Origin of the sequence: Bartonella mastomydis, assembly GCF_900185775.1 — a bacterium.
Lineage (GTDB): Bacteria > Pseudomonadota > Alphaproteobacteria > Rhizobiales > Rhizobiaceae > Bartonella > Bartonella elizabethae.
Genome location: NZ_LT883138.1, coordinates 693,065 through 712,349 on the forward strand (window position 1 = coordinate 693,065; position 19,285 = coordinate 712,349).

Here is a 19,285-nt window from a genome sequence, read left to right on the forward strand (position 1 = left end):
AAAATCAAATAACTTGGATTGAAATTTTAGCACTTTGCCTATAGCCTTAAGAAATAACTTGCTTAATTTTAATCTTGTAAAAACAAGACTTTTAGTTACCGGTTTTTGATGCCAAAAAATGGAGAAGATTTATGCCGGCAGTACAAGAAACGATACGCCAAGTCCGTGAAATAGATGTTGACCAATATAAATATGGCTTTGAAACGAAAATTAAAACGGATAAAGCGCCGAAAGGTTTAAATGAAGATATTATCAAATTTATTTCTGCTAAAAAAAATGAGCCTGAATGGATGCTAACATGGCGCTTACAAGCTTACCGTCGTTGGCTGACAATGCAAGAGCCTCATTGGGCGCGTCTTGAGTATCCTAAAATTGATTTTCAGGAGCTTTATTATTATGCTGCTCCTAAAAATCATACGGGGCCAAAATCTTTGGACGAAGTGGATCCTGAGTTATTAGCAACGTATGAAAAACTTGGTATTCCTCTTAAGGAACAAGAGATTTTAGCGGGGGTCAGAAAACAGTCTGATCCTTCTACCTTTGATGACAATGTGTCTGTATCGGGGCAGGTGGCTGTTGATGCGGTTTTTGATTCTGTTTCGGTTGTGACAACATTTAAAAAAGAATTGGCGCGTGCTGGTGTAATTTTTTGCTCTATTTCAGAGGCAATTATTGAACATCCTGAGCTTATTAAAGAATATTTGGGAACAGTTGTACCAGTAGGGGACAATTATTATGCAGCCTTAAATGCAGCTGTCTTTACTGATGGTTCATTTGTTTATATTCCCAAAGGGGTTCGTTGTCCTATGGAGCTTTCAACTTACTTTAGGATTAATGAACGCAATACAGGGCAATTTGAGCGAACATTGATTATTGCTGCTGAAGATTCCTATGTTTCTTATCTTGAAGGGTGTACAGCTCCCCAACGTGATGAAAACCAACTTCATGCTGCTGTCGTTGAGCTTATTGCCCTTGAAAATGCAGAAATTAAATATTCTACAGTACAAAACTGGTACCCTGGCGATAAAGAGGGAAAGGGCGGTATTTATAATTTTGTGACGAAGCGTGGAGATTGTCGAGGACATAACTCTAAAATTTCATGGACACAAGTTGAGACCGGTTCTGCGATTACTTGGAAATATCCATCCTGTTTACTCCGTGGTGATAATGCGCGTGGAGAATTTTATTCCATTGCTGTTGCAAACGGTTACCAACAAATTGATTCCGGTACAAAAATGATTCATCTAGGAAAAAATACCTCCAGTCGTATTATTTCCAAAGGCATTTCTGCTGGTTTTTCAAATAACACTTATCGAGGACAAGTCACAGCCCATCGAAAAGCGCAAAATGCACGTAACTTTACACAATGTGATAGTTTGTTAATCGGGAATGATTGTGGGGCACATACAGTGCCTTATATTGAAGCAAAAAACGCAACAGCTCAATTTGAACATGAAGCCACTACATCAAAAATTTCTGATGACCAACTTTTTTATGTTATGCAGAGAGGAATTCCCGAAGAAGAGGCAATAGCATTAATTGTCAATGGTTTTGTAAAAGAAGTTATTCAAAAACTTCCCATGGAATTTGCTGTTGAGGCACAAAAGCTTATTGGTATTAGCCTTGAGGGGAGTGTTGGATAATTTTATTGAATGAGAGAAATCGAAGACTTGATGCAAAACGGCTGTAACAGTGGAAAATAAGGTAAAAAAAATGATCTCTATGGTGATTACAAAAGAGATGGATGTTAAGGCAAAATAGTACGCATTGGTATCTGAAAAAAACAGCCAGAACAGGATTTAATGATGTTAGAGATAAAAAATTTGCGCGCCCGCATTGCTGGGACCGATACAGAAGTTATTCGTGGTTTAAACTTAACGGTTCAAGATGGAGAAATTGCTGCGATTATGGGGCAAAATGGAGCCGGAAAATCAACTTTGTCTTATTTGCTAGCTGGTCGTGATGATTATGAAGTAATAGAAGGCGATATTCTCTATAATGGCCAATCAATTTTAGAAATGGATCCAGCAGAACGTGCTGCATATGGTATTTTTCTTGCATTTCAATATCCAATGGAAATACCAGGAGTAGCAACGATGGAATTTTTAAAAGTCGCAATGAACTCTCAACGCAAAGCACGTGGGAGTGAAGAGCTTAAAATTCCTGAATTTATAAAATATGTTAAAGAGGTTTCAGCAAAACTTGAAATAGATATGGATATGCTAAAACGTCCATTAAATGTAGGTTTTTCAGGGGGAGAAAAAAAACGCGCTGAAATTTTACAAATGGCACTTCTTGAACCTAAACTGTGCATTTTAGATGAAACGGATTCTGGTTTAGATATTGATGCATTAAAAATTGTTGCAGATGGTGTTAATAAACTTCGGGATTCAAAACGTTCATTTTTGGTGATTACCCATTATCAACGGCTACTTAATTATATTATTCCTGATACGGTACATGTTCTCTATAAAGGACGAATTATTAAAAGCGGAGACAAATCCTTAGCGCTTTATTTAGAGCAAAATGGGTATGCTGACCTTATCAAGGAGGCGGTTTGAGGCTATTATGAAGATACAGCAAAACTTATTAGCGGTTGAAGAGGATATACTTAGTAAATTTAATCAGTATATCAATGACCTACCGGGTGATAAAGCTGTGAAAGCAATCCGCAAGAAAGCTATTGATCAGTTTCAAACGACACGTCTTCCTTCTCGTAAAATCGAAAATTGGCATTATACCAATCTGCGCACGTTACTGAAGTCTGTGAGCGATTTTTCAAAAGGCCAAGACAGTCAATCGGTTGATGCATTACTTTCAGAAAGCGCTGTTTTTTCCATGAACAATGGAAAAATAGCGGCGCAGTCAAGGGTCGACAAGATTACAGTAAAACGCCTTTCAGATGCATTAGAAGACAATTCTGTATCGATAGATCAAAATATTTCTGATGAGGATTTTATTGGGCAATTAAATACAGCTTTCGTTACAGAGGGTTGGCTTTTTCACATTCCTGAAAATACAAAGTTAAATAGGCCCATTGAATTACAAAATATACAAATGGGAGGACAATCTCATACTTTTTCAGACATAAAAGTTGATAAAAATAGTCAAGTTATGTTTATTGAACATCAGGTTGGCAATGATCAAGAGACCTTTGTCAGTTCAATATTTTCATTAAATATTACCGCTCATAGTGAAGTTACATGGATTCTTATTCGCAATCGTGGTTTTAATTCTACGCAGTTTGGTCGATTGCGTGCTGTTCTTGCTCAAGGAGCAAAATTATCACTTTATGTCATTAATATAGGGAGTCAACTCAATCGTCAGGAAGTCGATATTGAGTTACAGGGAGAAAAATCTGATTTTCAATTACGTGTTATAAATTTACTATCAGGACAAACCCATAGTGATCTTACAATGACTGTTCGTCATGTGGAAGAAAATTCAACATCAACTGAAATTATACGCAATGTAGTTACAGATAAGGCTGTGGGTGTTTTTCAAGGCATCATACGTGTTGCCCAAAAAGCGCAAAAAACCGATGCACGCATGGCTTGCAATAGCCTTATCCTTTCAGATAATGCAGAATTTAATGCAAAACCTGAACTGGAGATTTTTGCTGATGATGTCGCCTGTGGTCATGGCGCAACAGTTGCTAATATTAATCGTGATTATCTTTTCTATCTCATGGCACGCGGTATTCCCTTTAAAACGGCTCGTGCTCTTTTGATTAAAGGATTTATTGCCGAGCTTATTGATGACATCCAGCAAGAGAATATCCAGACTGTTTTGGAGAATATCATTGCTCAATGGCTTGAAAAAAATGTTTAAGAGAGAAAAAATGGAAAATGACGTACAAACATTCAATTATAATGTCGAAGAAATTCGACGTGATTTTCCTCTTTTGCATCATCAAGTTTATGGAAAGCGATTAGCCTATCTTGATAGTGGTGCTTCTGCTCAAAAACCACAATCAGTACTCAATGTAATGAATAATTATTATCACTATCGTTATGCTAATGTGCATAGGGGAATGTATTTTTTAGCCAATGCAGCAACACAATCCTATGAAAATTCTCGTGAAACTGTTCGTCTTTTTCTAAATGCTCAAAAAGCTGAAGAAATTGTTTTTACGAAAAATGCAACGGAAGCGATTAATACGGTTGCTTATGGTTGGGCGATGCCCAAACTCAAGGAGGGTGATGAGATTGTTTTAACGATCATGGAACATCATGCAAATATTATTCCTTGGCATTTTCTGCGTGAACAAAAAGGGGTTAAACTTATTTTTGTTCCTGTTGATGAAAATGGAGTTCTGCATATTGAGGATTTTCAAAAGGCTTTAAGCGAAAAAACGCGGCTTGTCGCTATAACGCATATGTCTAATATATTAGGGACTGTTCCTCCTGTTAAAGAGATGATTAAGCGAGCACATCAAAATTCTATTCCTGTTCTTGTTGATGGTTCTCAAGGAGCAATACATTTAACCGTTGATGTACAAGATCTCGATTGTGATTGGTATGTCTTTACAGGACATAAGCTTTATGGTCCCACAGGTATTGGTGTTCTTTATGGTAAGGAACATCGATTAGAGGAAATGCGTCCTTTTCAAGGAGGAGGTGAAATGATCGAGGAGGTAACAACCGATAAGGTTCTTTATAATGCTCCTCCTTACCGTTTTGAAGCAGGTACACCTCCTATCGTTGAAGCTATTGGATTAGCTGCGGCTATTGACTATATACAAGAGAAAGGTCTCCGTACAATTCATGCCCATGAAATGTCTCTTTCAGCTTATGCGCATGAGAAGCTTAAAACGGTTGAATCATTGCGTATTTATGGTCATTCTCCCAATAAAGGGGCGATTATATCATTTGCAATTGAAGGTATTCACGCCCATGACATCGCTATGTTTATTGATAGAAAAGGAGTTGCAATACGTGCGGGAACTCATTGTGCACAGCCTTTATTACAGCGCTTTGGTTTAACATCTATTTGTCGTGTATCGTTAGCCATGTATAATAATCAAGAAGATATAGATCAATTAGTCGAAGCATTGAAAGAAACAAGGACATTTTTTAATGGGTGAGTTAATAGAAGAGCGTCATTCTACAGAATCTGCTGAAACTGTAAGCGAAAATGAAAATTCTTACATATCAGCAATTCCCGCAGAAGAAATTGATCGTATGACGAATGATATTATTGCTGCTCTTAAAACAGTTTATGATCCAGAGATTCCTGCTGATATTTATGAGCTAGGACTGATTTATCGTATTGATATTGAAGATGATCGTTCAGTAAAAATTGAAATGACTCTTACAGCGCCAGGCTGTCCTGTTGCCGGTGAAATGCCAGGATGGGTAGAAAATGCTGTCAGTGCCGTTGAGGGGGTTTCTCATGTTGAAGTCACGATGACTTTTGATCCACCGTGGACACCTGAGTGTATGTCAGAAGAAGCGCAAATTGCTGTTGGATGGTATTAACAATACTGTTTGTAAGTGCATCATTTTCACAAACAGTTGGATTTCAAAACGATCACATGCATTATAATCAACAAAAATTAGAACTTACCTAGATTGGAAAAGAAAAACGCCCCAAATTAGAACTTTGTATCTTGTTAGAAAATTTTGCAAAGTCTTATCATGCTTTGCATCAAATATCATCTCAGGATATTTTTGATAAAAAACAATCTTACTTTTTTATATGAAAAAAACTTAAACAGTTTATGGTTCTTTCTTTTGAAAAATCTGAATAGAGTGGGATATTTAGAGGATAAAAGGGAACGATTCTACATATGACTTTGAATTTAACAAACACTGTTTTTAATTTTTTAAAGAAAAACCCAACAAAAAAATTTACTGCGCGAGAAATTGCTCAATGGATATTTGAAAATTATCCAGAAAAATGCCGCCAAAAACAAAAGCGTTCAACGGCAACAGTTACTCCTCTTAAAAATGATACAGCTCTTATCCAGCAAATTGTTGCAGAAATAGGATCTCAGAGACCTCAATTACAAAAGCATTATCCAGAAATTAAAACCACTGAAGGACGACCACGGCAGTATTATTTTACAGAACAATCAGATAGAGCTGAAATTGATGCAGTAGAAGACAATACAGAGAGTAGAATAGAAAATGCCTCTATTAAAGAGCATGATCTTTATCCATTATTATCTAAATTTTTATGGTCAGAACTTGCAGTTTACAGTAAGCGTATTGATGAGAAACGTTCTTGTAATAAACATGGTGCCGGCGGGAATAAATGGCTTTATCCAGATCTCGTTGGGATACAAGATTTAAGTAAAGAGTGGAACCGTGAAATCAAAGAGTGCGTTTTGCAATATTTTGATAAAAAGACAAAGCTTTGGTCTTTTGAAGTCAAAATTCTCATCAATCGTTCAAATTTACGAAAAGCATTTTTTCAAACAGTGAGTAATTCTTCGTGGGCTAATTTCAGTTATTTAGTTGCTAGTGAAGTTGAAGGTGTTGATACATTAAAAGAGCTTCGGATGCTTTCAAGTTTGCATGGAATTGGATTTATAAGGCTCGACAAGGAAAATGCTTCCGAGAGCGAGATCATAATTCCAGCTAAAGAACGGAGTGATATTGATTGGGATACCGCTAATAGACTAGTGGATGAAAATAAAGACTTTCTTCATTATATTAAGCTCATTCGTCAATTTTATCAAACTGGCGAGATGCGTCCATCCGATTGGGATCATATGTATCTATGAGGAGTATTAAAAAACTCTATTTTTTAAAAGCTCTTTTGTTCAGAGCAACAGAAAATGACTCTAATTATTTTTTTGACGGATGATATTGATTTATAAATGATAATTATCCTTTTAAAACTTAAATGAGAGATTAAAATATTGCAAAATTCAATTGTTTCAAACCATCTTATATTGATGTTGAATCAATTAAAACTTTTTCGTATACATTAAGTTCTGTTTGGAACATTCTATTTTTGTACGTTGGGCGTGATTTCATTAGATACTAGATTTAATGATTATAATTTATTACAAATTTTCTGTTGTAGAGAGTAAAATAAAGCCTTGTTGCTTTGTTTATATCGCGCATTAAAAATATTGCTTCCTCATATTGAACTCTTCTTACAGAGAAAACATACGGCTGTTTTTTAGATTTAATTGCTGTTCGTTTTGATTATATTAAGTTTTTTGCTATCCGCATTAAGTATCCCCAAAAATATCGATTTAAATATTCTCATAGGCTACTTAACTTATTAAAATGGATTTAAAAATAAATTTCTATCACATATTATAATAAGGGAGTGTGTACTGTTACAGTTTACTACAATTCTCTCTTTTATTTATTCAATAATACCGCATGCCATGCGTGCACCACCTCCACCAAGCGGTAATGGCTTATCTGATTGATTATCACCCCCTAAATGAATCATTAATGAGCGGCCTGTAATTTCAGAGATTTTTTTCAATCGTGGAGCAAGAACGCTCATCGTGGCACATCCTTGTTTATCAACATAAAGTGCAGGTAAATCACCAAGATGACCATCAATATTATAGGGGCCTAAATGTTTTCCGGTATGTTCAGGGTCATAATGTCCACCTGCGCTTCCACCAATTACGCCATCTTTTATATCACATGAAGGATTTACATGTACATGAAAACCATGCATCCCTTCTGGTAAATTAGATAAATTAGGGATAAAAATCAAACCGTATGTATTTTCTTCAATCTTAATGCTACCAATAGCTTTTTTGTAATTATTATCTTCTAGTTTATAAATATTTACTGTTGTTGATAGTGCTAAAGCAGAGTTTTTATGCATTAAAAACGCCATAAAAACGAATAATGATAGTAAATATTTTTTCATAAAATACCTTTATACTTACTTTAAATAAATTTTAACTATAAAAATAGTCTTAATTTAAATATTATAGTAGTAATATATATTATTAAATACACAAAAATAACCTAAATTTAATTTTTAAAAAATAAACCACATGGAAATATTAATTCTTATAAAGAATAAATAAATTAAAGTGTATTTTTAAACATAACTTTTATTTTTTTGAGCTATAAAAATATAGCTTTATAGATGGATAATTATATCTCGCTTACCTTTCTTCAAGGGATGCTTAAAAAAAATATATTTTTTGAGATATATTAAGAAATTAATCAAGCAATTTGAATAAGTTATCTCATAATATGATGATCATTTCAGCAAAAAACAGAGCATATAATTTGGTTAATGTTTTAATGTTCTGTTTATAGAAAAAATGACAATAGCTTCCTATTCATTGCGAAATTTATAAGAGAAAGGACTACTATGATTGCTATAAATTTCCCATAAAATACAGCATATACCAACACTCACGCCCATTCCGGATCCTATCAGCGCTCCTATTATTGTTCCGGCAGAAAGTGCTACTCCTATACCCATTGCGATAAATGGACCAAATCCTGGAAGGGCAATGTAACCATAAGTAGCAAGAGTTGCTGCGATTGCTCCTGATATGCTACCATTTAAACCGCCAATGAAAGCAAATTCTTTAATAGAATGATAGCACTTTTTGAAAAAATTTTTCTTACAACGATGAATAGAAACGTTGCTGTAAGTTTTAAACTCAATCATATTTTTTTCTTTCATTTTGAATGCTAACTGTTCCTGAATAGTCAACGGACACAAAAAAATGGGACTTTTTAAATTTTATTAAAGCACGCCAAATGCCTTTGTCATCTAAACGCAATCGTTTAATGTTTTCAAAACCGTTTTGCATAAGACAATTTTTAATTTGTGAAGCAGTAAATGAATTCTGACCTATTTTAGTGACATTTTGACTGGAGCTATAGGTAAAGGTTTGACAATAAGGAAGTTGAAAAACTTCACTGATTGAAGTAGTGACGATCAATGAAACACATACAATCATCATAAAAAAAACACTTAATTTCAAAATGTTATTTAGGTTCATCTTGTCACTCTCTGTTGAAACAACACTTCATTAACCGTTGTATTGCTAACAGGTTCCCAAGAAGATTTTATTTTTAATATTATACTTAACAAAAAAATGAAATTTTATTGATTAAATAAAACTATTTTTTATCTATAAATTTGCTATTCCATACAGGATATATAATAAATATATATTATATTTTTAATTATTTTATATTAATATACCAAATATATAGCGTAATTTTTTAGATAATATGAGATGTAGAAATATTAATTATACATATATTGTGATACAAACTCGAAGAATCTGGTGTATGAGTAAAAAGCTATAAGAGAATAAAATATCGCTTAGAAACGATCTCAAATATAAGAGAGTTCTAAAATATTAGAGGATGACAAACAGCTTTGATGTGCACAGCTTTGCAAGCGTCATAAGCATAAAATGATTGTGTTTAATAGTTTTCCGTTTATATTATTAATGCAGCGCTATTACGAGAAACGAGTTTAAGTGCGAGATGTTGCTTTAAAACAAGCACGTAAATCAATAGAATGAACATTCTAGTATGAATTTTTATAAAACTGGTAAAAAGGATTTGAGTTATATTTATCTCTTAAATCATGAAATAATTCTTTTTTATTATATGCTAGAATATTATATTTTTACTAAATAAATGTACTTACAAAATGCATTTTTAAAAATAACTATTTCTTTTGCTATTTATAGGTTAGTACTTATTATTTTTTTATTTTACATGGGTACATTAGATACAAAATTAACATTTATTTTCCGTTATTACTCTTATTTCTCAATAGAGTTGTTTCGGTGATTTTGTTGGAAATATTGACATCATTTCCTTGAAGCCGTAACCGGGATACATTCCCTCGCGCATAAATAAATTACGTAATGGCGAGCAATGATGTAATAGACTAAGTCCAAGACTGCGCATGATATGAACAGGTAACATATGAGAAAGTAAAGCAGAGTTGAGGGTATGAACAGCTCCACTGCGGATGAATATATCTGGTTTGCGGTATTGGTTATATTTTGTAACAATCATTTCAGAGTTAAAATCGGATATTTGATTGGGTAAAATATCAATCAAAGTTTGAACATCACGGAATCCTAAATTTAATCCCTGTGCTCCAATAGGGGGAAAAACATGAGCAGCTTCACCCACTAAGATCGTTCGATTCGCAGCAAAATAATGAGCGAGAAGTCCTGAAAGCGGCCATGCTTGAATTGATGTTTTTAAGGTTAGCGTTCCAAGCATTGATTGCATTTTATTTTCAATTATTTTTGCAATTTCTTTTGATTCTATATTCAATAATTCTTCAGCACGAGAAGGGTGAACAACCCATACAAGACTGGATATTCGCCCAGGGAGCGGAACCTGTGTAAATGGACCATGTTCTGTATGAAATTCAGTTGATGTATTTTGATGAGAAAATTCATGAGAAAAGTTAAGAACAAGTGCTTTTTGTGGATAGTTCCACTGTTTGACAGTTATTCCTGCTGCCGCACGCGTAAGAGAGTGGCGTCCATCAGCCGCAATAACAAGGGGTGCTTGAATGACTCGATCATCAGCAAGAGTGATAGATACATGGCTTTTTGTGTGATGAAAAGATTTAGCTTCAGAAACAAATCTTTTAATATTAGGCATCTGTGTAACAGCATCCACTAAAGCAGAGTTCAATTCTAGATTGGGTATATTATAGCCAAAAGCTTTTTCACCAATTTCAGCAGAAGAAAAATGCACCGTAGGTGCACGTACAATCCTAGAAGTTATATCGATAATTCTCATGGATGATAAAGCTGCAGCCTTTTTCTGAAGACTATTCCAAATATTAAGTTTTTGGAGCGTACGTATTGCAGGCATCATAAGAGCTGTTGTCCGTAACTCATCTGTAAGAGCAGGGGGGCCAACAAGAAAAACAGAAAACCCCTTATGCGCAAGCCTCAATGCGGCTAACATCCCGACAGGGCCCGCACCAATAACAGCAATAGCTTTATGTTCTTTCTTTTCAAGCATCACAACGAGTTGAGCCTTTCCTCAATAGAGCAAATATTTTAACATTTCCAAATGATTGCTCTCTTTTTATTGTATGAAGCTCTTCTATTATATTATGTAATAAATAATGCGATATAAAAAAGTAACCTTTTTATGATTTTTTTTTATGCTGAGTCATATCATGGGTAAAAATGGCGTATTGATAGTAGATGAAGACTGTAAAAACGAGGATAAGAAAACCTTGAAACGTAAACTAACAAAACAAATTAAAACAAATGCTAAATTATTACGCCATAAAAAAGTAACAATGCCACAAGCAAAAGCTTTTTCTGTTCATTTACTAACAGCTTCGGGATCATTTTTAGCATTTCTTTCTCTTATATCGGCTTCTCAAAAAGAATGGACAGCTATGTTCTGTTGGCTTGGACTTGCACTTCTCGTTGATGGTATAGATGGCCCCATTGCACGCAAACTTGATGTTAAATATGTACTTCCAACATGGTCTGGAGAGTTGTTAGATAATATCATTGATTATGTAACTTATGTTTTAATTCCTGCTTTTGCCCTCTATCAAAGTGGTTTTATGGGGGTAGGGGTATCATTTTCATTGAGTGCAGTCATTGTTATTTCATCGGCTATTTATTATGCCGATACGGGTATGAAAACCAAAGAAAACTTTTTTAAAGGATTTCCTGTTGTTTGGAATATGATGGTTTTTACACTTTTTGTCGTTAGACCAGAGGAGTGGGTTACCTTTATCATCATTATTTTATCGGCCATTATATCTTTCTTACCAATTTATTTCATCCATCCTGTAAGAGTCTGTCGTTTACGAAGAATTAATTTTCCAATTTTTCTCTTATGGTGTTTCTTTGGTGTTGCGGCCTTCTTTTATCAATTAGAGGCTCCATATTGGGTAAAAATAGGAATTTCAATAACAGGGATTTATATATATTGTATTGGCGCGATCATGCAAATATTTCCCCAACTTGGGGCAAAAAATATAAAAAAAACAATAGAGTAATTGTTTTAAGAAGGGTGTGAGATGCAAATTGATTTTGGAGCGGATAATGATATTTCTTTTACGAAAGAAGGGTGTGCTGGTATTATAAAACTCTCACGCCCTTTAGCATTAAATGCTCTTAATGGGCGAATGGTTTCCGCTTTAAAAAAAGCTCTCACAACATGGGAAACGGATAATGATGTTTCATGTGTCTTAATTGAAGGGGAGGGACGTGCTTTTTGTGCTGGTGGAGATGTTGTAGAAATCTATCATATGGGGAAAAGTGCCTCTGCTTATCAATATTTTAGAGAGGAGTATAGTTTAAATGCTTATATTAAACGTTTTCCAAAGCCTTATATTTCTTTCTTAAACGGTATTTGGATGGGAGGAGGGGTAGGTATTTCTTTGTATGGTTCCCATCGAATTGTTACAGAAAATACAGTTTTTGCTATGCCAGAAGCTGCGATTGGATTTTTTCCAGATGTTGGTGCAAGTTTTTTCTTACCATCTCTTCCCAATTATTTTGGTATTTATCTTGCATTGACTGGTACACAGTTAAAATGGGGAGATTGTTTAAATTTAGGATTAGCCACACATGCCGTTCCTGAAGCTAAATTCGATATGATTAGGAAAGCAGTTATTGAGCAGGGAGATCCTACTTTAGCTTTAAATGAGCACGCAATTACAAAAGACTATGAAACGAGTCATGAAATACGTTGTATTATTAACACTTGTTTTAGTGCCCAGACATTAGAAGAATGTCTTGAATTGCTTCATAAAAAAAGTAATGAAAGTAGTTTATTTGCTAAAGAATGTTATGATATTTTGCAGTCACGTTCTCCGATAAGTTTAAAAGTTATCTGGAAACAAATGAGACAAAATACAGCTCAAACTTTGGAAGATTGTATGAAAATTGAAAACCGCATTGCACATCATATGATTAATTCACACGATTTTTATGAAGGAATACGGGCTATGTTAATTGATAAGGACAAAATACCTCAATGGCAGCCTGATAAACTTTCAAATGTAACAGAAGAAATGGTAGATTCTTATTTCCAACCTGTTGAACAAGAGTTATTATTGTGAAAAATAGTTCTCACAAACGGATTTCAAAAATCAACTTAATTTATAACTGTTATTTACGGTTTTTGGCGCTTATTTGTTTAGGTTTGAGTATTTTTTATTGGATACGCCTTGTTGGTGTTTTTCCAGGTATTTTATGGCGTTTTGACCTTATGCCTTGGCAGTGGCAATTTGCATCAGCGATATTGGCTATTCTCTATCCTATTGCCTTGATTGGACTTTGGATGTACTCTTTATGGGGCATTATTTTATGGTGTCTTGCAGCATTGATTGAAACAATAACACTTTATTATTCCAATTTTGTTGATCGGCCATTTGTACCATTATCTCATGGAATATTATTCTTAGCTTTTGTGGTCTTACAAATTATAATGATTTTTTTAAAAAGAATAAAAAATAAAAAACAATTATAAATTAAAAAACGGGCCAGAATGACTAGCCCGTCTTTGAGTTTTTTAATCTTTTTTATAAGTTTTCTTTAAATAAAAGGTACCCACCATAATTGCCAAGGACTCTCTGCTTTTGTGCAGAATATCCATAGTAATGATGCTATTGTTCCCCAAAGTGCCATTGCCATAAAATAACTCCCTCTCCATAAAAGTTCCATAATATATATTATGCGATAAAACGATATAAAAATAAAAGTCTGCTCCCAATAGAAACAAGCGACTCCTCATTTTTGATGAATGCATCATATTTACGTCGCATGTTTCTCTTTTAAAACAAAATTATGGCAATAATTAGACAAAAAATAATATAATAAAGTATTTTATCTTTTTAATTTAAATAAACTATAAAAAAATAAGTTATCTTATCTTAAATATTAAAATAATTATAATAAATAAGAAAAATTATTGTGCTATTTTACAACGTTTTATACGTGCAAGATCACTCAAAACAGCATTACGATTATTTAAAGCTGCAATTTCATTACTTTCGCTTGATTTTACATCCATAAAAAACAAAGCAGGCACAAATATAACACCTGCAGCTGCTAAAGCTACATTTTTATTTCTTGCTTTAGAACGCTCTGCAATTGTATCATTAATCTGACGCTTATTAGCAGAAAATTCCCGTTGAATATCGGCACAACTCATTGTTCCATCATGGAGTGTTGTCGTTGAAATATTTTTTTCTAAACGCCCCCCACATGCTGTCAAGGAAACCGCTAAAGCCACAATACATATTCCCCGCTTAAAACACTTATGCATAAAAAAAACCTCACTTTTGACACAAAAAAGCACTCATTACGACAAAAATAAAACAAAATAAAGGATAATTTATTAGAAACTGTTTTTATTTACGTGGGATATTGCGTTAAGTGGGGTTATACCTTTGTTTCGAAAATAAGGCCTTGATGTGCCGGTTTTACATAAGCTGGAACGTAATTGATAACCTCGTTGTAATCTAGAGATCTATCCATATGTGTAAGTATGGCTTGTTTGGGCTTTAGATATTCTATCCATTGTAATGCTTGATCAACAGAAAAATGACTCGGATGAGGTTTAAATTGAAGTGCTTCAATAATAAGAACATCTAAATCCGTTAATTTGGATAATGTTTTTTTAGGAAATTCACTAACATCTGTACAATAGGCAACATTCCCAATACGAAAACCTAAGGAATGAATATTTCCGTGATATTGTAAATGCGTATTGACGCTTATTGCTCCCCCCTGCCCTTGAATAATAAATTGGCTATCTTCATCGATAAGATGTTCTTTTAAGATAGGTGAATAAGAAGAATCTTTTGGTGTTTGAAAACAATATCCAAAAGCATTTTTGAGATGTTCTAGTGTAAACCTGTCTGCATAGATATCAATTAAACATTTTTGTGCAAGAGCATAGCTGCGTAAATCATCAATACCGTGGATATGATCTGCATGAGAATGCGTGTAAAGAGCAGCATCAAGATGATTTACACGCGCATCGATCATTTGTGAACGAAAATCTGGACCTGTATCAATAACGACCGTTGTTTTTTTCCCTGATGGTTTAATGCGTTCAACTAATAAAGAACTTCTGTAGCGTTTATTTTTAGGGTTATTGGGATCACATGTTCCCCAATCACCATTGGGTCGTGGGACACCTGGAGAGGGACCACAGCCTAATATTGTAAATCGATACTGATCGCACATAGCTTTTGCCTTATTTCATTTTGCTAAATAAACGAAAAGCATTCCGCGTTGTTAATTGAGCTGTTTCTTCAATGCTTAAGCCAATTGTTTCAGCCAAAACGGCTGCTGTATAGCATACAAAAGATGGTTCATTGGTTTTTCCCCGATGAGGAGTGGGGGCTAAAAATGGTGCATCTGTTTCCACTAGCAACCGCTCATGGGGTACAATTTTTGCTATTTCACGGATTTCAAATGCATTTTTAAAAGTAAGAATCCCTGAAAAAGAAATATAACCCCCAAGTTCAATACCAGCACGAGCAAGCTGCATTCCAGATGAATAACAATGAAGAATAAAGGGGAAAGCCCCTTCCTTTATTTGTTCGCGTAAGATTTTCTCCATATCGATATCTGCATCGCGTGAATGTATAACGAGAGGAATCTGTGTTTCTCGAGAAGCAATGATATGTTCTTGGAATACTTTCTTTTGCTCTTCTGGTGTAGAATAATCATAATGGTAATCAAGCCCCCCTTCCCCAAACGCAACAATTTTAGGGTGTCTTGAAAGCTGTATAAGTTTTTCCGCTGTAATATCTTGTTCTTCATGCGCATGATTAGGGTGTGTTCCAACGGAACAAAAGACTTGCTCATAGCTTTGTGCAATAGCTAACAGCTTATCTAACTTACGAATATGGGTTGAAATTGTGATCATACGTCCAATGTCAGCATCGAAAGCCCGTTGGATAACATTATCCAAATCTTGTGAAAAATCTTCAAAATCAAGATGACAATGTGTATCAATGAGCATGATGAGAATCTTCTTTCTTCAAGACATAACGAGGGAAAATCGGTTCTGGTGGAGGAAGATCAATTCCTTCTTGAATTTTTGCATGGCTTATATGATACAACAACCGATCATTTTCAGCAACCGCAAGGCTATCAAGAAGTTTTGTTGCGGATTGGGGAATGAAAGGCAAAAGCATAATTCCTATTCGTCGTAAGATTTCGACAGTTATATAAAGAACTGTAGAAAATCGCTCTTGATCATTTTTCCGTAAACTCCAAGGTTGTTCGTTGGCAAAATAGCGATTGGCATCTGCTACAATTGAAAAAATAGCTGAAAGGGCTAAATGCATACTATGGGAAGACATTGCTTGGTGTACAGTTTCAAGCACTTGAAGAGATTGTTCTAAAAGCTGTTTATCTTGAACTAAAAATGCAGCGGGTGGAGGGACTTTTGCATCACAATTTTTGGCAATCATCGATAAAGAGCGCTGTGCTAAATTACCGAGATCATTAGCAAGATCGGCATTAATACGGTTCACAAGGCTTTCATGATTATAACTACCATCTTGTCCAAAGGGTACTTCACGAAGAAGAAAATAACGAACCTGATCAAGACCATAATGATCAACCATTTCAAAAGGATCAACGACATTTCCAACAGACTTTGACATTTTTGCACCACGATTAAGTAAAAAACCATGTGCAAAAATATTTTGGGGCAATTCAACTCCAGCAGACATTAAAAATGCTGGCCAATAGACGGCATGAAAACGAATAATATCCTTACCAATAATATGTGTGTTGGCTGGCCAAAAATCACGCTTTTTTGAATTTTCATTAAAAAAATCAATTGCAGATAGATAATTTGTAAGCGCGTCAACCCAAACATACATCACGTGTTTGGGATTATCAGGAACAGCAACTCCCCAATTAAAACTTGTGCGTGAAATAGAAATATCTTTTAAACCCGATTTGATAAAACTTATAATTTCATTACGCCGCTCAATGGGAGCAATAAAATCAGGATATTTTTCATAATATTCAAGAAGTGCCTTTTCATAACGAGAAAGTTTAAAAAAATAACTTTCTTCTTCATTCCATTCAACAGGAGAGCCTAATTCTTTTTCGCGACGAATATTATCTGGTCCAACTTCCGTATCTTTTTCTTCATAATAGGCCTCTTGGCGAACCGAATACCACCCCTTATAACGGCCGAGATAAATATCGCCATTTTTTTCCATCTTTTTCCATATTTTTTGACACGCTTGAGAATGGCGCTCTTCTGTCGTACGGATGAAATCATCATTAGAGCAATTTAATACCGCAAGCATTTTTTGAAACACAGCACTATTACGATCTGCAAGTTGCTGAGGTGTTATGCCTAATGTAGCTGCGGTTTGCTGCATCTTTAGACCATGCTCATCTGTACCAGAAAGAAAAAATACATTTTTTCCGTTTAATCGTTGAAAGCGGGCTAAAACATCGCTTGCAATGGCACTATAGGCATGCCCAATATGCGGATTACCATTGGGATAAAAAATGGGAGTTGTTATGTAATATGTGTCACGCATGTCATACTCGTTGTAAAACGCTATAAATAAAAGATATAATGACATAACGCCTGTTTATCATATTGTCACGGAAAAACTAATCTTCATGAATGAGCTTATGAATTCTAAAAAGTAAGTTAATAACAAACTGCTTCTTATCGAGATTAAATAGTTGTATTTCCTCTATTTCTTTATGAATCTCTTGCCATTTTTGCGCATATTTTTTTGAGAGAAATAAGTTTTCTTTTTCAACGAATGTGATAGCTTTTTGTTGAATTTTATCAAGAATTTCATCGCAAAATTGTTGAAATTGGAATGGGGAAGAAACAGATGAAAATGTTTGAGCAAGCGTGTGTACAATCGTTGCGTTACAAACAGGTTGTTTTAAAAGGGCATCAATTGTTTTAATAATTTCAAGACCGCCATGGCGAATAAGTAAAGCCGCTTTTCGAGGACTTCCTTTGGATTTTTTAATAATCATTTCAATCGTTTTTTCATCAGGTAAATCCTGATTGGTGAAAATATGTGTAATGACTTTTTGCATTTCATCACGATTGAGTGGGCGAAAAGAAATTTTTTGACACCGTGAATGAATGGTTGGAAGCAATTTTCCTGAAGAATGCGCGATAATAATAAAGAGCGCCTTTGCAGGGGGTTCTTCAAGTATTTTAAGAATTGCATTGGCGGCATTTCTATTCATATCGTCTGCAGAATCAATAATAACAATACGCCATCCATTATCTTGCGATGTTCGACTTAAAAAGTGTATAATATCACGGATATCATCAATGAGTATTCCTGTTTTAAACTTTTGTGTTTTGATATCAAATCGACGTGAAATATACAAAAGACCAGGATGACTCCCTTGTGTAATTTGACGCCATGTGATGGAATGAGGATCGGGTTCTAAGAAATTTTCCTTTTGAGAACTTAAAATATTCCAAGCAAGATGAAAGGCTAATGTCGCCTTTCCAATTCCGTATTCTCCTTCAAATAATAACGCATGATGCAAACGCCCTTCTTTAAGCATTTGTGTCAAAAAGTGACGAACATCCTCATGACCAAAAATAACATTATTCTGGGAGGGAGATAAAATTGTATCAATATCATCATATTGGCGTAAGATATTTATGACATCACTCATGAAAATTGATCCAACATCTGATGACAAATATTTTTTATTTGATGCGCAATGACTTTCACTGAGCCAGTCGCATCAATGACTCGAAATCTTTGTGGCTCTTGTTTGGCCAATTGAAGAAAAGCTTGACGCCTTTGTTCTTGAATTTCCAACCGATCTTTTTCAAAATAATCGATTGCTTCTGTTTTTTTTCTTCGCAAATTTGCACGCTTTATACCACACGCTGCTGGCATATCTAATAAAAATGTTAAATGAGGCATGATACCATTGAGCGCAATACACTCTAAAACAGAAAGAATAGAAGAATTGACAGTTTCATTAAGTCCTTGATAAACGCGTGTAGAATCAATAAAGCGATCACATAAAACGATTTTACCTTTTTGCAAAGAAGGGGCGATAATCTCTGCAACATGGTCGGTGCGTGCCGCTGTAAACAAAACAGCCTCAATCAACGGTCCATATTGTTGTGCCTGCCCTGACAATAAAATATGCCGGATTGCTTCTGCTCCTGGTGTTCCTCCTGGTTCTCGTGTTGTAACAACATCATAACCTTGGTGAGAGAGATATTCAGCAAGTAAAGAAATCTGCACCGTTTTTCCTACCCCGTCCCCTCCTTCGAATGTGATAAAATAACCTGACACGTATGAACCTTAACCTTATTAGCGC

The 19,285-nt window shown here is 34.8% G+C and carries 19 protein-coding genes; 9 read left to right on the top strand and 10 right to left on the bottom strand.

The window, feature by feature from the left end; translation table 11 throughout:
* Positions 1-131: 131 nt before the first annotated feature.
* The 6 genes from sufB to FJG96_RS06215 all read left to right on the top strand — a co-directional run bounded on the left by sufB (position 132) and on the right by FJG96_RS06215 (position 6,730).
* On the top strand, positions 132-1,643 hold the full coding sequence (gene sufB, locus FJG96_RS06190; protein WP_139413206.1) for a Fe-S cluster assembly protein SufB: 1,512 nt from the start codon (positions 132-134) through the stop codon (positions 1,641-1,643).
* A 162-nt stretch (positions 1,644-1,805) separates the two neighbouring features.
* Complete coding sequence (sufC, locus tag FJG96_RS06195) at positions 1,806-2,561, top strand: Fe-S cluster assembly ATPase SufC (protein WP_139413631.1); 756 nt, start codon at positions 1,806-1,808, stop codon at positions 2,559-2,561.
* Between the two features lie 7 nt (positions 2,562-2,568).
* Positions 2,569-3,831, top strand: coding sequence for a Fe-S cluster assembly protein SufD (gene sufD, locus FJG96_RS06200; protein ID WP_139413207.1), 1,263 nt, complete (start codon positions 2,569-2,571; stop codon positions 3,829-3,831).
* Between the two features lie 10 nt (positions 3,832-3,841).
* On the top strand, positions 3,842-5,086 hold the full coding sequence (locus FJG96_RS06205; RefSeq protein WP_139413208.1) for a cysteine desulfurase: 1,245 nt from the start codon (positions 3,842-3,844) through the stop codon (positions 5,084-5,086).
* A complete protein-coding gene (locus FJG96_RS06210; protein WP_139413209.1) occupies positions 5,079-5,480 on the top strand; it encodes an SUF system Fe-S cluster assembly protein in 402 nt (133 codons plus the stop codon). The genes FJG96_RS06205 and FJG96_RS06210 overlap by 8 nt, the downstream gene beginning before the upstream one ends.
* 311 nt (positions 5,481-5,791) lie before the next feature.
* On the top strand, positions 5,792-6,730 hold the full coding sequence (locus FJG96_RS06215) for a COG2958 family protein (protein WP_139413210.1): 939 nt from the start codon (positions 5,792-5,794) through the stop codon (positions 6,728-6,730).
* A 596-nt stretch (positions 6,731-7,326) separates the two neighbouring features.
* On the opposite strand, the gene sodC is transcribed toward FJG96_RS06215, so the two are convergent.
* From sodC to FJG96_RS06235, 4 genes are all read right to left on the bottom strand, one after another.
* Positions 7,327-7,818, bottom strand: coding sequence for a superoxide dismutase [Cu-Zn] SodC (gene sodC, locus FJG96_RS06220; RefSeq protein ID WP_425456578.1), 492 nt, complete (start codon positions 7,816-7,818; stop codon positions 7,327-7,329).
* A gap of 453 nt (positions 7,819-8,271) precedes the next feature.
* Complete coding sequence (locus tag FJG96_RS06225) at positions 8,272-8,628, bottom strand: hypothetical protein (protein ID WP_139413212.1); 357 nt, start codon at positions 8,626-8,628, stop codon at positions 8,272-8,274.
* Positions 8,606-8,950: a hypothetical protein gene (locus FJG96_RS06230; protein ID WP_139413213.1), complete on the bottom strand. Its 345-nt coding sequence runs from the start codon at positions 8,948-8,950 to the stop codon at positions 8,606-8,608. The genes FJG96_RS06225 and FJG96_RS06230 overlap by 23 nt, the downstream gene beginning before the upstream one ends.
* 787 nt (positions 8,951-9,737) lie before the next feature.
* Positions 9,738-10,961 (bottom strand): UbiH/UbiF family hydroxylase, encoded by a 1,224-nt coding sequence (locus FJG96_RS06235; protein WP_425456579.1) that lies wholly within the window; start codon positions 10,959-10,961, stop codon positions 9,738-9,740.
* Between the two features lie 160 nt (positions 10,962-11,121).
* Here FJG96_RS06235 and pcsA point away from each other — a divergent pair, with 160 nt between their 5' ends.
* The 3 genes from pcsA to FJG96_RS06250 are packed head-to-tail and all read left to right on the top strand — an operon-like array spanning position 11,122 to position 13,442.
* On the top strand, positions 11,122-11,964 hold the full coding sequence (gene pcsA / locus FJG96_RS06240; RefSeq protein ID WP_139413632.1) for a phosphatidylcholine synthase: 843 nt from the start codon (positions 11,122-11,124) through the stop codon (positions 11,962-11,964).
* A gap of 21 nt (positions 11,965-11,985) precedes the next feature.
* Positions 11,986-13,032 carry an enoyl-CoA hydratase/isomerase family protein gene (locus FJG96_RS06245; RefSeq protein ID WP_139413215.1) on the top strand — a complete coding sequence of 349 codons (1,047 nt, stop codon included), beginning with the start codon at positions 11,986-11,988 and terminating at the stop codon, positions 13,030-13,032.
* A complete protein-coding gene (locus FJG96_RS06250) occupies positions 13,029-13,442 on the top strand; it encodes a DUF6163 family protein (protein WP_139413216.1) in 414 nt (137 codons plus the stop codon). The genes FJG96_RS06245 and FJG96_RS06250 overlap by 4 nt, the downstream gene beginning before the upstream one ends.
* A gap of 438 nt (positions 13,443-13,880) precedes the next feature.
* On the opposite strand, the gene FJG96_RS06255 is transcribed toward FJG96_RS06250, so the two are convergent.
* From FJG96_RS06255 to tmk, 6 genes are all read right to left on the bottom strand, one after another.
* Positions 13,881-14,240, bottom strand: a complete 360-nt coding sequence (locus tag FJG96_RS06255) for a hypothetical protein (protein WP_139413217.1) — start codon at positions 14,238-14,240, stop codon at positions 13,881-13,883.
* 116 nt (positions 14,241-14,356) lie between these two features.
* On the bottom strand, positions 14,357-15,166 hold the full coding sequence (locus FJG96_RS06260; protein WP_139413218.1) for an MBL fold metallo-hydrolase: 810 nt from the start codon (positions 15,164-15,166) through the stop codon (positions 14,357-14,359).
* Between the two features lie 10 nt (positions 15,167-15,176).
* Positions 15,177-15,950, bottom strand: a complete 774-nt coding sequence (locus tag FJG96_RS06265) for a TatD family hydrolase (RefSeq protein ID WP_139413219.1) — start codon at positions 15,948-15,950, stop codon at positions 15,177-15,179.
* Positions 15,940-17,499: a methionine--tRNA ligase gene (metG, locus tag FJG96_RS06270; RefSeq protein WP_139413220.1), complete on the bottom strand. Its 1,560-nt coding sequence runs from the start codon at positions 17,497-17,499 to the stop codon at positions 15,940-15,942. Before metG ends, FJG96_RS06265 begins: the two co-directional genes overlap by 11 nt.
* A gap of 76 nt (positions 17,500-17,575) precedes the next feature.
* Entirely contained in the window at positions 17,576-18,622 is a 1,047-nt protein-coding gene (locus FJG96_RS06275; RefSeq protein WP_139413221.1) for a DNA polymerase III subunit delta', read from the bottom strand.
* Positions 18,619-19,260: a dTMP kinase gene (tmk, locus tag FJG96_RS06280; RefSeq protein ID WP_139413222.1), complete on the bottom strand. Its 642-nt coding sequence runs from the start codon at positions 19,258-19,260 to the stop codon at positions 18,619-18,621. The genes FJG96_RS06275 and tmk overlap by 4 nt, the downstream gene beginning before the upstream one ends.
* Positions 19,261-19,285: the final 25 nt, after the last annotated feature.